11 protein-coding genes are annotated in these 12,561 nt (G+C 70.3%); 8 read left to right on the top strand and 3 right to left on the bottom strand.

Going from position 1 to position 12,561, the window contains the following annotated elements; genetic code table 11:
* Positions 1-388: 388 nt before the first annotated feature.
* From ETD96_RS30435 to ETD96_RS30410, 6 genes are all read left to right on the top strand, one after another.
* Positions 389-1,414 (top strand): Lrp/AsnC family transcriptional regulator, encoded by a 1,026-nt coding sequence (locus tag ETD96_RS30435; RefSeq protein ID WP_138639930.1) that lies wholly within the window; start codon positions 389-391, stop codon positions 1,412-1,414.
* Positions 1,415-1,524: 110 nt separating this feature from the next.
* The gene (locus ETD96_RS30430) at positions 1,525-2,277 is read left to right on the top strand and encodes a hypothetical protein (protein ID WP_138639929.1); all 753 of its coding nucleotides are present in this window, start codon (positions 1,525-1,527) and stop codon (positions 2,275-2,277) included.
* The gene (locus ETD96_RS30425) at positions 2,274-3,311 is read left to right on the top strand and encodes a D-cysteine desulfhydrase family protein (RefSeq protein ID WP_138639928.1); all 1,038 of its coding nucleotides are present in this window, start codon (positions 2,274-2,276) and stop codon (positions 3,309-3,311) included. The genes ETD96_RS30430 and ETD96_RS30425 overlap by 4 nt, the downstream gene beginning before the upstream one ends.
* 38 nt (positions 3,312-3,349) lie before the next feature.
* Positions 3,350-4,666, top strand: a complete 1,317-nt coding sequence (locus ETD96_RS30420; RefSeq protein WP_171069305.1) for an MFS transporter — start codon at positions 3,350-3,352, stop codon at positions 4,664-4,666.
* A 1-nt stretch (position 4,667) separates the two neighbouring features.
* On the top strand, positions 4,668-6,161 hold the full coding sequence (locus ETD96_RS30415) for a M81 family metallopeptidase (RefSeq protein ID WP_138639926.1): 1,494 nt from the start codon (positions 4,668-4,670) through the stop codon (positions 6,159-6,161).
* Complete coding sequence (locus tag ETD96_RS30410) at positions 6,158-7,435, top strand: D-serine ammonia-lyase (protein ID WP_138639925.1); 1,278 nt, start codon at positions 6,158-6,160, stop codon at positions 7,433-7,435. The genes ETD96_RS30415 and ETD96_RS30410 overlap by 4 nt, the downstream gene beginning before the upstream one ends.
* Before the next feature lie 117 nt (positions 7,436-7,552).
* On the opposite strand, the gene ETD96_RS30405 is transcribed toward ETD96_RS30410, so the two are convergent.
* The gene (locus ETD96_RS30405) at positions 7,553-8,419 is read right to left on the bottom strand and encodes a LysR family transcriptional regulator (protein ID WP_138639924.1); all 867 of its coding nucleotides are present in this window, start codon (positions 8,417-8,419) and stop codon (positions 7,553-7,555) included.
* A 95-nt stretch (positions 8,420-8,514) separates the two neighbouring features.
* Between ETD96_RS30405 and ETD96_RS30400 the strand changes: the two genes are divergently transcribed.
* Positions 8,515-9,354: a TIGR03620 family F420-dependent LLM class oxidoreductase gene (locus ETD96_RS30400; protein ID WP_138639923.1), complete on the top strand. Its 840-nt coding sequence runs from the start codon at positions 8,515-8,517 to the stop codon at positions 9,352-9,354.
* A gap of 515 nt (positions 9,355-9,869) precedes the next feature.
* Here ETD96_RS30400 and ETD96_RS30390 read toward each other — a convergent pair.
* Positions 9,870-10,883, bottom strand: coding sequence for a hypothetical protein (locus tag ETD96_RS30390; protein WP_205719521.1), 1,014 nt, complete (start codon positions 10,881-10,883; stop codon positions 9,870-9,872).
* 95 nt (positions 10,884-10,978) lie between these two features.
* Here ETD96_RS30390 and ETD96_RS30385 point away from each other — a divergent pair, with 95 nt between their 5' ends.
* Positions 10,979-11,563 (top strand): TetR/AcrR family transcriptional regulator, encoded by a 585-nt coding sequence (locus ETD96_RS30385; RefSeq protein ID WP_138639921.1) that lies wholly within the window; start codon positions 10,979-10,981, stop codon positions 11,561-11,563.
* Positions 11,564-11,697: 134 nt separating this feature from the next.
* Here ETD96_RS30385 and ETD96_RS45160 read toward each other — a convergent pair.
* Positions 11,698-12,561 (bottom strand): CU044_5270 family protein (locus tag ETD96_RS45160; RefSeq protein WP_171069304.1); only part of this gene is annotated, 864 nt, incomplete at its 5' end.

Below are 12,561 nucleotides of genomic sequence, written 5' to 3'. Positions count from 1 at the left end.
TTGGCCAGCGCGGTGACCGACTTGTCGCCGGTCCGGGCCAGTTCGACGGCGCGACGCCGGAACTCGGGCGGGTGAGGTGGTGGCACGAGACACTTCCTTCCCAAGTTGATCAAGGTCAACTCAGATGAGGTGTCCGTGGAACCGGGGGAAGCTCACATGACCGCTACTCAGCGCAGCGCGGTGCCGGGAGTCGGTGGCGCGCTGCTGTGGACGCACGCCGAGCCGATCCTCACATCGCTCCTCGCTAAGGCCACCACCGACCAGTCACCGAAGTGGCGTAAGCACTACCGGGAAAGGCTGAGCACCAGCGTATCGCCATGTCAGGACGACAGCCGCAGTCGTTAGGCTCGCCTCCGGGGATGGTTTGGCCCACGGTCGGGAGACTGCCATGGATGAGCTCGACCTCGCGATCATCGACGCATTGATCACCCGGCCGAGGGTTCGCTGGACGGACCTCGCCGCGCTGCTCGACACCTCGCCGACGACGCTGGCTCGCCGGTGGAACCGCATAGTCGACGGCGGGCTGGCGTGGGTCACGGCATGGCCGGGGCCTGCGCTGTGGCCGGACCTGGGCATGGCGGTGATCCGCGCCGAGCTCGCACCGCACGGACGCGAGGAGGTCATCGACGCGATGGTGCGCCTCCCGCATTCGCTGACGGTCCAGGAGACGACCGGCAAGTACGACCTGTTCGTGCTGGTGCTGTTTCCGGGCTGGGCGGCCCTGACTCGCTCCCTCAGCTCACTGGCCGCGCTGGACGGTATCGCGGCATCCCGCACGGAGATCTGCGGGCGCCTGTACGGCTCGATTCAGTGGCCGCTGGGCGCGCTGAGTGCCGCTCAGCGGTCCGCGTTGGCGGAGCCGAGGAAGCCTCTGCCTCTCGGTGGGGCGGTGGAGGTGGACGAGAAGGGGCGCCAGCTGTTCGTGGAGTTGTCCCGCGACGGCCGGTCGACACTGAAGACGCTGGCGGCCGCGTTCGACGCCACAGCGGAGGCGGAGAAACGCCGCCTGGACCGGCTGGTCGGAGCCCGCCTCCTCGACCTCCGGTGCGACATGGCGCGGGCCGTGGCGGGCTGGCCGGTCCTCGCCCTCGTGTGGCTGCGGGTGCCCGAGAGCTCCCTGCGGAAGGTGGCACCGAAGATCGCCGAATGGCGGTGCTGCCGGCTCGCCGTCGAGATCAGCGGCGCGTCCAACCTGTTGTTCGCACTGAGCACACATGAACGGTCCCAGGTCAGTGACCTGCTCTCGGACCTGGAGGCCCTGGATCCCGGTCTGCGAGTGAACGAAGTCCAGTACGTGACTCTTCAACGCAAGCTGTCCGGGCGTGTCCTCGACGACGAGGGGCGCGCCAGCGAGGTCATTCCGCTCGACCCCTGGTACTCCGCACAGCCCACAGGACGGGCCGACGTTACGTAATCCTGCGTTCGCCGCAGGTTGAGGCGGTGTTTCGTGCATCGGGCGGTGCCTGAGCCGGACGGTACGGCGATCCCGGGAGTGCCGGATGTGCGGCGTGGAACCTGGTCCGCATGGAGACAGTCAGCACGACCGGCCGCTGCGTCGCGGTGGTCGAAGCGGTCGCGACCTCGGAGTTCTCCGCCCGTGTGCGGCATCTGGCGTCGGCGCACCTCGGCCACTGGCAGGCCGAGCAGCGCGTGGGACGCCTGCTGTGGCGGCGCACCTACCGGCGCGTCCTGACGTACGCGGCGGGTGACGAGCGGGACCTGTGGAACGTCCTTCACCTGCACTGCCTGCCGGACTCGGCGGAGCCTGTGCCGTCGTTGCGGCACGTGTTCGACCCGGGCACGGACTGCTGCGCGGACGGCGCGAAGCGGGCGGAGACACTTTCGGGCCCCATGTTGCACGGCTCCGGCGGGCCCGCGTGCGCCGTCGGCGCGGACGCGCTGCTGGACCGGGTCACGGCCGTCGAGTACATCTTCGTGCCCGACGCGCACAGAGCGGAGTACGACACGACGATGGGCCGGCATTGCACACCGGCCATGGCGGAGATGCTGCGGCAGGGGCACGCCCTGGAATTTCTGCCGCTCTCCACCCAGGACGTCCTTTTCGCCGACCCGGATCTGCCTGCGTGGTCGGACATCCACCTCGTGGGAGTGGACGCCGCGACGCCTCCGGCGCGGTTCGAGCAACTGCTCGACCGTGCCCTCATGACGGTCGATCCGCGTTCCGGCGGCTGCGCGGAGGTGTTCGGGCGCATCGCCGAGTACCGGACGAAACCGCGCTGGGACTTCTGTAGCGAGGTTGAGGAGATCCGAGTATGACGACCAGTGGCGAGGGACGTCGCACCGACGGGTCCGGCCATGAGCAGGCCATCGCGCCCGACAGGGTGCCTCTGGCGCTCCTGCCGACACCCCTGGTGCCTTTGACCCGGCTGAGCGAACACCTGGGCGGGCCCCCGATCTGGATGAAGCGCGACGACCTGACCGGCCTTGCGCTGGGCGGGAACAAAGCGCGCAAGCTCGAATACCTCCTCGCGGAGGCGTTGCGCGCCGGTGCCGACACCCTCATCACCGCGGGCGGCCCCCAGTCGAACCACGTCGTGCAAACGGCCGCTGCTGCGGCACGGCACGGCCTGGCGTGCCACGTCGTCCTCGGCGGGAAAGAACCCGGACTGATCGAGGGCAACCTGCTGCTCGACGTACTGCACGGCGCCCACCTCCACTGGACGGACGAGGGCCCACCCTTCACCGATTCCCTAGGCGCGCTTCAGGCCGAGCTCATGGCGGCCGGCACGCGACCGCACCTGATCCCATTCGGCGGTTCCAGCGCGACCGGAGCTCTCGGGTTCGAGCGGGCCGCCGAAGAACTGGCCCTGCAGATGACGGCCGTGCGTGAGACCGGGGCGACCGTCGTGGTGGCGTCCGGCAGCGGTGGCACACAGGCAGGGCTGGTGCGGGGCGGGCGGAGCGCCTGGGCCCCGGGATCACGGACGATCGGCATCTCAGTGCTGCATCCCGCCGACACGCTCCGGCGCATCGTCGGGCGGCTGCTGTCCGAGGCCGGCGAACCGGCTGACCTCGCGGAGGACATCGACGTCCGGGACGAGTACCTGGGAGGCGGCTACGGCGTCGTCGGCCCTCTGGAGGTGGACGCGATCCGCCTGGTGGCGCGGCTGGAGGGCGTCGTTCTGGACCCCGTCTACACCGGGCGCGCCATGGGTGGCCTGCTGGATCTCGTCAGGACCGGCCAGGTGGATTCCACCAGGCCGGTCGTCTTCTGGCACACCGGAGGCCAAGGCGGACTCTTCGGCAAGACATCCGACCTCAACGTTCATCTCCCCCTCACAGGAATGTAGTGAGAGAAATGCTTCGTCCTGCCCTTGCCTCGGACCAGATGGACCCCACGGCGGACCCCCACCTCAAAAGGGTCGTCACGGGCGCCGCGGTCGGCACCTTCGTGGAATGGTTCGACTTCGCCGTCTACGGCTATCTCGCCTACCTGATCGCCGGTCAGTTCTTCGCACAGGGCGATCGCACGGCGGAGTTGCTGGCGACGTTCGCGGTGTTCGCGATCGCGTTCTTCGCCCGGCCGCTCGGCGGCTTCTTCTTCGGCTACCTCGGTGACCGCTACGGCCGCCGGACGTCACTGGCGATCTGCGTCCTGATCATGTCGGCTTCCACGGGCGTGATCGGCCTGATGCCCTCCTTCGCGCAGATCGGGCTCTGGGCTCCGGCGCTGCTCGTCCTGCTCCGCCTCGCGCAGGGATTCTCCGCGGGCGGCGAGCAGTCCGGCGCGCAGACACTGCTCATCGAGGCGTCCCCGGACTCCCGTCGCGTCTGGTACGGCAGCACCCTGCAGATCTCACAGTTCCTGGGGCAGTTGAGCGCCGCGCTGCTGGTCACGTTCCTCGCGTGGCGCGTGTCCACCCCGGACATGGAGTCGTGGGGATGGCGTATCCCGTTCCTGGCCGCCCTCCCGCTGGGCTTGATCGGCCTTTACATCCGGATGCGGATCCAGGACGGCGAGGCGTACCGCACGGTGGCCGCCGAAGGCCGCACGGCTCGTTTCCCCGTACGGGAGGCATTCCGCAGCCACGGCGGGCGGATGGCGACCCTGTTCGGTTTCTGGATCGCCATCCAGGTCGGTTTCTACCTGGCGTTCGTGTTCATGCCCAGCTACCTGATCGAACGCGGAAACATCGGGGACGGCAAGTCGCTGCTGGTCAGCTCCCTCTCGCTGGGGTTCCTGATCGTCGGCCTGCCGTTCGCGGCGCGCGTCGCCGACCGGATCCCCCGCCGGCGGGGGCTGATGCTGCTGTGCGCCGGGCTCGCCGTCGTTCCCTGGCCCGCCATGGCGCTGGTCGGCGAGAACAACCTGGCGACGGTCATCGCCGCGCAGTTGCTCATGATGTCCCCGTTCCTCCTCGTGCCGATCGCCGGGGTGGTGACGGTGGAGTTGTTCCCGACCCGGGTGCGGTACACATGTTCGGCCGTGGCGTACGGGACCTGCACGATGCTGTTCGGCGGGACGGCCCCGTACATCGCCACCTATCTCGTGGACAAGACGGGGCTCGTCACCGCCCCGGCCATCTACCTGACGTGCGCGTCGATCGTCTCGCTGGCCGTGGTGCTGTGGGCGCTGCCGGAGACGAAGGGCACCCCCCTCGTCCGGGACCAGGACACGCGCACGACAGAGAACGGAAAGGTCTGAAATGCGGATCGCGATCGCGGGACTGGTGCACGAGACCAACACGTTCTCGCCGTTCCCCACCACCTACACCGACTTCGGAGATTTCAAGGGAGGACCGGTACTCCGCGGGGCGGACGTCCTGGCGAAGACCCCGCCGCTGTTCTCCCTCCACGGGTTCGCCGACGCCGCCCGCAAGGCGGGCGACGATCCGGTGCCCGTCTACCACTCGCTCGCCCAGTCCAGCGGACGTCTGACCCGGGGGTGCTACGAGCGCCTCCTTGAAGAACTACTCGGCGCCTTGCGGGCAGCGGGGCCGTTCGACGCCGTCTTCCTGGAACTGCACGGGGCGATGGTCGCGGAGCACATCGCCGACGCCGACGCGGAGACGGCCCGCCGCGTACGGAAACTGGTGGGCGCCGACGTCCCGATCGTCACCACGCTCGACCTGCACGGCAACACCTCGGCGGAGTTCATCGAGGCGGTGGACGGCACCGTCGGGTACCAGACCTACCCCCACACCGACATGTACGCGACGGGCGCGCGCGCTCACGGGCTGCTCCGTGCGCGCGTCGCGGCCGGCGCGCCTCTCGCACGGGGCTACGTCGCCGTGCCCTTCCTGATGCCCATCTACCTGCAGTCCACCGACACCGAACCCGGCCGGACCATCTACGACCGCCTCCGTGAACTGGAGGCGGAGTGCCCTCCCGGGACCTTCCTCACCGTGATGATGGGGTTCTCGCCGGCCGACGTGCCGCACTGCCACCCCAGCGTCTTCGGGTTCGGTCCCGAGGCCGGGCCCCTGGAGGACGCCCTGGCGGGCCTCGAACGGGTGATCCTCGAAGCGGAGCACGCGTTCCGGGTGGATCTGCCCGACAGCGTGTCGGCCGTCCAGACCGCGCTGGCGGCCGGAGACGGTGGGCGAACCGTCCTCGCCGACGTTCAGGACAACCCGGGCGGCGGGTCGCCGAGCGACTCCCCCCAGATCCTGGAGACCCTGCGGAAACTGGCGGTGCCGCGCGCCGTGGTCGGCGTCGTCTTCGACCCGCAGTCGGCGCAGGCGGCGCACGAGGCGGGCGTCGGTGCGACCCTGCGGCTGGGCATCGGCGGGAAGCACCTGCCCGGGCACGAGCCGTTCGAGGCCGAGGCAGAGGTGATGGGCCTGCACGACGGCCCGTTCCCCCTTGAGGGACCCATGCTCGCCGGCGGTGAACTCGATCTCGGGCGCATGGCGCACGTCCGGGTCGGCGGGATCTCCGTCGTCCTCAGCAGCCGCCGCTCCTGGTACATCGAGCGGGCGTGCTTCGCCGCGGTCGGCGCCGTCCCTGAGGACTACCCCCTCATAGTCGTGAAGAGCACCAACCACTACCGCGCCGACTTCGCGGGCATCGCGGACCGGGTGATCGAGTTCGCCGAACCGGCGGGCGTCCCGATGGACCCCACGAGCGTCCCCTACCGGCATCTCCGGCCCGGGACGCGACTCTACGGCCATGGACCTGTGTTCGGTGGCCGACGGTGAGCGGGGAGCGCATCCCGTCCTGGCTGGAAGAGGGGACGCCGGGCCTTTGGCTCAACCCCCGTGCGCGATCCGAGGCCGAGGACGAGTGGGAGAACGGAACCGGCTACGAGGAGGCACTGAACCGGTTCCGCAACTGGCGGGGCTCGCTAGCGGAACTGCACCCCGACTTCGCACGGACGAACGGAACGGTGGACTCCCCGCTGATTCCCGCGCGCCCGCTCCAGCCAGACCATCTCGACGGCGAAAACGGCACCCTCTGGATCAAGGGGGATCATCGCCTTCCGGTCGCCAGGTCGGTGAAAGCCCGGGGCGGCTTCCACGAGGTTCTCGAACACGCCGAGACGCTTCTCGGTGCGACGCCCACCGGTGGCGAGTCGCTACGGCGGGCGCGCCGGGCCCTCGCCCACCACCGTCTGGAGGTGGGCTCCACGGGAAACCTCGGCTTGAGCATCGGCATCATGGGGTCACTGCTGGGCTTCCAGGTGACGGTGCACATGTCACGCGAGGCCAAGGAATGGAAGAAGGAACGCCTCCGCAAGGCTGGGGCGAGGGTCGTGGACCATGACGGTGACTACGAACGCGCCGTTTCCGAAGGGCGGAAGGCAGCGTCCGGGGACGCCGACGCGCATTTCGTCGACGACCTCGATTCCAGGTCCCTGCTGTGGGGTTACAGCACGGCCGGATCACTCCTCAAGGAACAGTTGCGGCAGGCGGGAATAGTAGTCGGCGAGAGGAATCCACTGTTCGTCTACATTCCGTGCGGGGTGGGCGGCGCACCGGCGGGCCTCGCCCTCGGCCTGCGGCGCGAGTTCGGGAGCGACGTCCACTGCTTCTTCGTGGAGCCGGTCCAGTCTCCTTCCGTCCTACTCGGGTTGCTCCATGGCTCACCGCGATCGGTCTACGATCACGGATTGACCAACCGGACCGACCTCGACGGACTGGCCGTTCCCCTCGCATCCGGGATCGCGGTCGCCGCCGCAGGGCCCAGGGCCTCGGGGGTGTTCACCGTGACGGACGCGGACGCACTTCGCGCCGTCGCCCACATCCATGAGGCTGTGGGGGAACGTGTCGAGCCGTCGGCAGCTGCGGCTCTGCCCGGTCCCCGGATGCTGACCCGAACACCTGAGGGCCGCACCTACCTTGAGCGGCACGCCCTCAACGGCCGTATCGGCAACTCGACGCACATCGTGTGGGCGACCGGAGGCTCGGGAGCCCCGGAAGCCGAGTTCAACGCCTGGCTGGACGCCGCCGGAGGCGAAACGAAAACGCGGTGAGGCGCAGCACGCGCAGCAACATGTTCGCGACGGGTGAGGACCCACATCCCCGTGGGCCCTCACCCGTCTACCCGCCCTCGCCGCAGCGCGTCGGGTCCGCATCTTGCGGTGGGCAGGTCAATCTCCAAAGGCTGCCTGGTGCGCGGCGGCGCAGGTGTGCGAGAGGTCGACCGGTACCACGACGCTGCCGGTGATCGTGGTCTGCGGTGCGAATGGGATCGCCCGCACCCGGGTGGAGCGAATCTCCGCGACCTGGTCGCCTGGCAGCACGGTCCAGCTACGGGGATTGGAGCCGACCTCGACGATCGTGTCCTGGACCGTCCCGGCAACGCGGTCGACCCGAGTCTCGACCCCGGCCCTCCGCATCGCGGCTCTCAAAGCCTGCGGCAGAAACAGGCCGTGGTCCCGCGACAGGATCCGCAGTTCGCCGATGGGGAGATCGGCCAGGCCGACCGTCGAGCGACCGGCGGCGAGGTGCTGCGCGGACACGATCGCGAACAGCTGCTCTGTCCACGTCGGCAGCACCCTTAGCCCGGGCGCCGAACGCACCCCCCGAGCCAGTGCCAGATCGATCTCCCCCCGTCGCACCCTGTCCAGACGAGCCGCCAGTGGAAGGTCGACCAGCACGACGTCGACGCCGAGCGCCGAGGGGTGCTCGCGCAGCGCGTCGATCCCGCGCTCCAGGCGAGCGGTGAACCCGGCGGTGGTACCGATGCGCATGGTGCCCGCCGGCGCACCGGCGGCGGCCTGGACCCGGTCCGCGGCCGCGAGCGCATCACGCGCCGCGGCGAGCACCCGGTGCCCCGCAGCAGTGAGCCGGACCCGGCGCGGTGAACGGTCCAGCAGGCGGACTCCCAACTCCCGTTCCAGCTGAGCGATCCGCCTGCTGACCGCGGGCTGGGCGATGTGCAGCCGCTCGGCGGCCCGCCCGAAGTGCAGTTCGTCGGCGACCGCAACGAAGTAGCGCAGTGTGCGCAGTTCCACCGAGCCGCCCCCTGTTCTGCGACGATGCCTCCAGGTTATCGAGCGCGTCGGAACTGGTCCTGGTTCCCGACACGGCGTGCTGCTGGGATCGGATCATGGACATCGACCTGGGGCTGCTCGGCGCCCACCTACGCGAGCACGAAGTGAGCCCGGAGAGCGCGGTGCAGGTGGAACGGGCCGGCTACGGCACGCTGTGGCTGGACGCATCGCCACCGGCCGACCTCGCCTTCGCGGAGGAGCTGCTCGACGCCACAAGCCGGCTGGTGGTCGGCACGAGCGTGGTCAACGTGTGGACCGCCGACGCCGAGACCGTCGCCGCCTCCTACCACCGAATCGCCGCCAGGCACCCCGGCCGGTTCATGCTCGGCGTCGGGATCGGGCACCGCGAGGTCCACACCGAGTGGGCGTCGCCATATGACACCCTGGTGTCCTACCTGGACCAACTCGCGCTGGCCGGCGTCCCGGCCGAGCGGGTGGTGCTGGCCGCCCTCGGTCCGAGAATGCTGCGGCTGGCCCGCGACCGCACCGCGGGAACCATCCCCTGCCTGGTCACGCCCGAGCACACCCGGCGGGCGAGGGAGGTCCTCGGTGCGGGCAAGCTGGTGCTCCCCGGCCACTTCGCGCTGCCGGAGCCCGACGTCGAGCGCGCCCGCGCCGTCGCCCGGGCCGCGCCGCCCGGTAACGCGTTGCAGGTCACCAACTACGCGAGCAACCTCCGGCGGCTCGGCTTCACCGACGAGGACCTCTCCGGCGCCGGTAGCGACCGCCTCATCGACGCACTGGTCGCCCACGGCGGCCCGGCCGACCTCGCGCACGGCCTGACCGCGCACCTCGATGCCGGCGCGGACCAGGTTGGCGTCTACCCCCTCGGCGACGACCCCATCGCCGCCCTCCGAGCGGCCGCCGACGCCGTGCTGGCCGTCAGGCCTCAGTGACCGGACTGGAACGTTCAAATAGGCTCTTATCTTCAGGGTCAGCCAGGTTGCCCGCTGGGGAGCTGGGGCGTTTGCCAGTCACGGGCCCGGCCTCCACGTGATCATCTGTCAACGGCCAAGGAGCCATGTGGTCGCCCCAGGAGGCTGTGGGTTGAGTCTGCTGGGTGAGCGCGCTGGTGTCGATGAGCGAAGCGTGTTGTCCGGGTTCAGGGTGGGCTTGTTCGGGTGCCTTACAGCGCGGGCGGATGTGTTATTCGAACTGACGGACGCAATGTTGTGCGCGGTTACATGCCGCCTGAGCTGTGCGAATGCAATGACACGCCGAATGGCACGCGACCGCCGCGACACCTGCCTGCGACGCTGGCAGGGCTCAGGTCAGGTGGTCGTCCCCCCGCTAAAGGGACTGGCCCAGCTCAGGATGCTCGCCCACGTGACGGTGAGCGGCGCCTCGTCCTGCGCGAGTGTCCCGTTCACGTCCGGCATCTTGGGGCCGGCCAAGGATCAGCTTGGCGCCTTCACAGAACTGATCCGGGTCGGGCCGCGAGCTGCGCTGCGGTAGCGGTCGGCGGGCGGCCCTTCAACCGCCGATGCCGCCAGTCCGCGGCGTGTATCGCGGTGAGGCCGAGAGCCGCCCACGCCAGAAGGACCACGAGTGCCCGTGCACTGCCGGCGCCGTCGAAGAACGCGGTGCTGCGCAGCAGAGTCACCCCTGCCCCCGGGGGCAGGGCCTGGCCGATCCAGCCGACCGGCTCCGGCAGCAGTTCGGGGGCGGACGACGCGCCCGACCAGGGATTGCCGATGAAGACCATCAGCGGGGCGACGACGGCGAGGGCCTTCGGGCCGAGCAGCATCTCGGCGCCCATCTCCGCCCCGGCGATGGCCATCACGATGAGGGCGAGCACCGCCGCGTTGAGGTACCAGTCCCCGCCGAGCACGCCGAGCCATCCCTGGATGATCCCTGTGACGACCAGCGCGGCCAGCACCGCCCCGCCGAAGAGACCGAGGGACCGTCCCCATGCCGAGCGTGTGACCAGGTAGACGATCACACCGGTCAGGACGCTGACGATGACGAGCGGCATGACCGACGAGGTCAGCACCGCGCCCCGCGGGTCCGCGGGGGACGCCGCGACCACGTCGATCGTCTGCTCGGGCCGCGCCGGGCCGTCCGCCGCCATCTTCTCGAGCATCTCGGCGACCGCCGGGCTGCCCGCCGATGCCTTGAGCAGTGTCGTGCCGCCGGGCCGGAGGACGAGCGCTCCGTACACCTCCCGATCCTCGATCGCCGACCGGGCCGCCGCGAGATCAGGGTAGGCGCGCACGTCGAACATGCCTTCGGCGCTGAGCCGCTCGCTCAGTTGCGCGACGGCGGCCGGTGGTCCGGCGACGCCGATCGGGACGTCGCGCGGCGCGGTGCGCGCCGCACCCCAGGAGAAGGCCCAGACCGGCAACGCCACGAGTATCGCGATCGCCACCGGGGCGAGCAGTCTGATCCGGATCCCGGACGGGCCGGAGAGGTCTGGCAGATCCATCGGACTCCTAAAACGAATGTTCGTTCGCTTGCCGCAAGTCTCCGGCCGACCCGGGAAAGTTGTCAAGAACGAACGTTCGCTCTAATCTGTCGACCATGGGTGTGGTCACCGACGAGTACCGAGACGAGCGCTGCCGGCACATCATGGCGGCGGCCAAGCGCTGCTTCGTCCGGAACGGCTTCCACGCCACGTCGGTGCAGCAGATCCTCGAGGAGGCGCAGATCTCGGCGGGCGGGCTGTACCGCTATTTCCGCAGCAAGGACGAGATCGTGCTGGCCGTCGCCGGCGAGGCGCTCGACCGGCTCAAGTCCTCGATCACCGAAACCTTCGACCCCGCCGACCCGCTCCCGCTGCCCGAACTGCTCGAGCATGCCCTCGCCACCATGGAGCGGATCGACGAGGCCGACCAGGTGGCCCTGATCGCCGTCCAGGTATGGGCCACCGCGACCTACACGCCGGAGCTGGCCACCGCCGTCAGCGAACTGATCGACACGGTGAGCGGCATGCTGGCCGGCATCGTCGCCTCGTACCAGCGGACCGGCGCACTCCCCGCCGGAACGCCCCCGGAGGAGATCGCCAAGGTCCTGGTCACCCTGCTCCCCGGGTTCGTCCTGCAACGGACCATCCTGGGCGCCCGGGCCAGCGACTTCACCCCTGGTCTCGCCGCCCTCTTCGCCTGAGCCGAAAGAACCACTCCCTTCTGCTTCGTCCAGAGGGGCCGGTTCGGTCGTCTTTGCCTGGGTGTGCCTGAGTTGCCCAGCAGGGCCGTGTGGGCGCCGGGAGGCTCACACGGCCCTGCATCGGTTTGATCCGGTCAGTCGCCGGGTGTGTCTGGGCAGGTGTGTCCGGAGGTGGAGACCCCCGCCGGGAGAGCGTCGACGGTTGCGGTCTTGGTCACGGCGACGTCGGCGGTCGTGGTTGCGGCGGGCAGGGTGTCGCCCGTCGCCGTGCCGCGCCAGCCGAGGAAGCGGTAGGTCTTGGCGTCGAAGATCAGCTCCTCGCGTTCGCCGGGCCGGGTGTCGAGGGTCACCGCGAGGCCCGGACGCCCGGCGGCGTCGGTCGTGCGGCCGGACAGGCGCGTGCCCCGGATCTGGCGGGCGACGGTGAACAGCGCCGCCTGGACCTTGGGCGGCGGCTGCGCGGAGGCCAGTGCCGTGAGGTTGACCCACACGGCCTGGTCCTCGGACAGTTCCGCTCGCTGCCCGGCGTCCACCCCCGCGGCCAGGGCACCGCGCAGCCGCGCCGGGTCGGTGGGCAGGTTCTGGTGCACGGCGTACGGCGCGTTCGGCGCGGTGGGCTCAGAGGCGCACGGCAGGAACCTTGCGCCCGTCCCGGCACGCGCGAGCTCCCATGCCCGGGCGGGCACCTTCCCACCCGGCAGCGGCACGAGCCCCAGCAGCGTGGTCCGCCGATACACCGGGACTGCGCCGTCCGCCCGCCGCCACTCCTGGTAGCGCACCTTCCGGAACCAGGAGCCCCCGCTGCCGGTCGAGAGCTCCAGCGCGACCGACTCCCGGTAGGCGAACTGGCCCGGACGCGGATCCGCGACCTGCCCGTCCCCGGCCGCCTGCGCGGCCCGGGTGAGCAGCTCGGCGGCGCTGGCCGGTGCCGAACCGGGACCGCTCCCGCCCGCCAGCACCAGGGTGCCCGCGGTCACCGCCGCGACCAGTCCGCCCGC

Source organism: Actinomadura geliboluensis (assembly GCF_005889745.1).
GTDB lineage: Bacteria > Actinomycetota > Actinomycetes > Streptosporangiales > Streptosporangiaceae > Spirillospora > Spirillospora geliboluensis.
This window is presented reverse-complemented; position numbering and strand designations above follow the sequence as displayed.

Bases quoted from the DNA above. Each gene is read 5' to 3' on its own strand.
- ETD96_RS30435 (WP_138639930.1), top strand. From the start codon at position 389: ATGGATGAGCTCGACCTCGCGATCATCGACGCATTGATCACCCGGCCG.
- ETD96_RS30430 (WP_138639929.1), top strand. From the start codon at position 1,525: ATGGAGACAGTCAGCACGACCGGCCGCTGCGTCGCGGTGGTCGAAGCG.
- ETD96_RS30425 (WP_138639928.1), top strand. From the start codon at position 2,274: ATGACGACCAGTGGCGAGGGACGTCGCACCGACGGGTCCGGCCATGAG.
- ETD96_RS30420 (WP_171069305.1), top strand. From the start codon at position 3,350: ATGGACCCCACGGCGGACCCCCACCTCAAAAGGGTCGTCACGGGCGCC.
- ETD96_RS30415 (WP_138639926.1), top strand. From the start codon at position 4,668: ATGCGGATCGCGATCGCGGGACTGGTGCACGAGACCAACACGTTCTCG.
- ETD96_RS30400 (WP_138639923.1), top strand. From the start codon at position 8,515: ATGGACATCGACCTGGGGCTGCTCGGCGCCCACCTACGCGAGCACGAA.
- ETD96_RS30390 (WP_205719521.1), bottom strand. From the start codon at position 10,883: ATGGATCTGCCAGACCTCTCCGGCCCGTCCGGGATCCGGATCAGACTG.
- ETD96_RS30385 (WP_138639921.1), top strand. From the start codon at position 10,979: ATGGGTGTGGTCACCGACGAGTACCGAGACGAGCGCTGCCGGCACATC.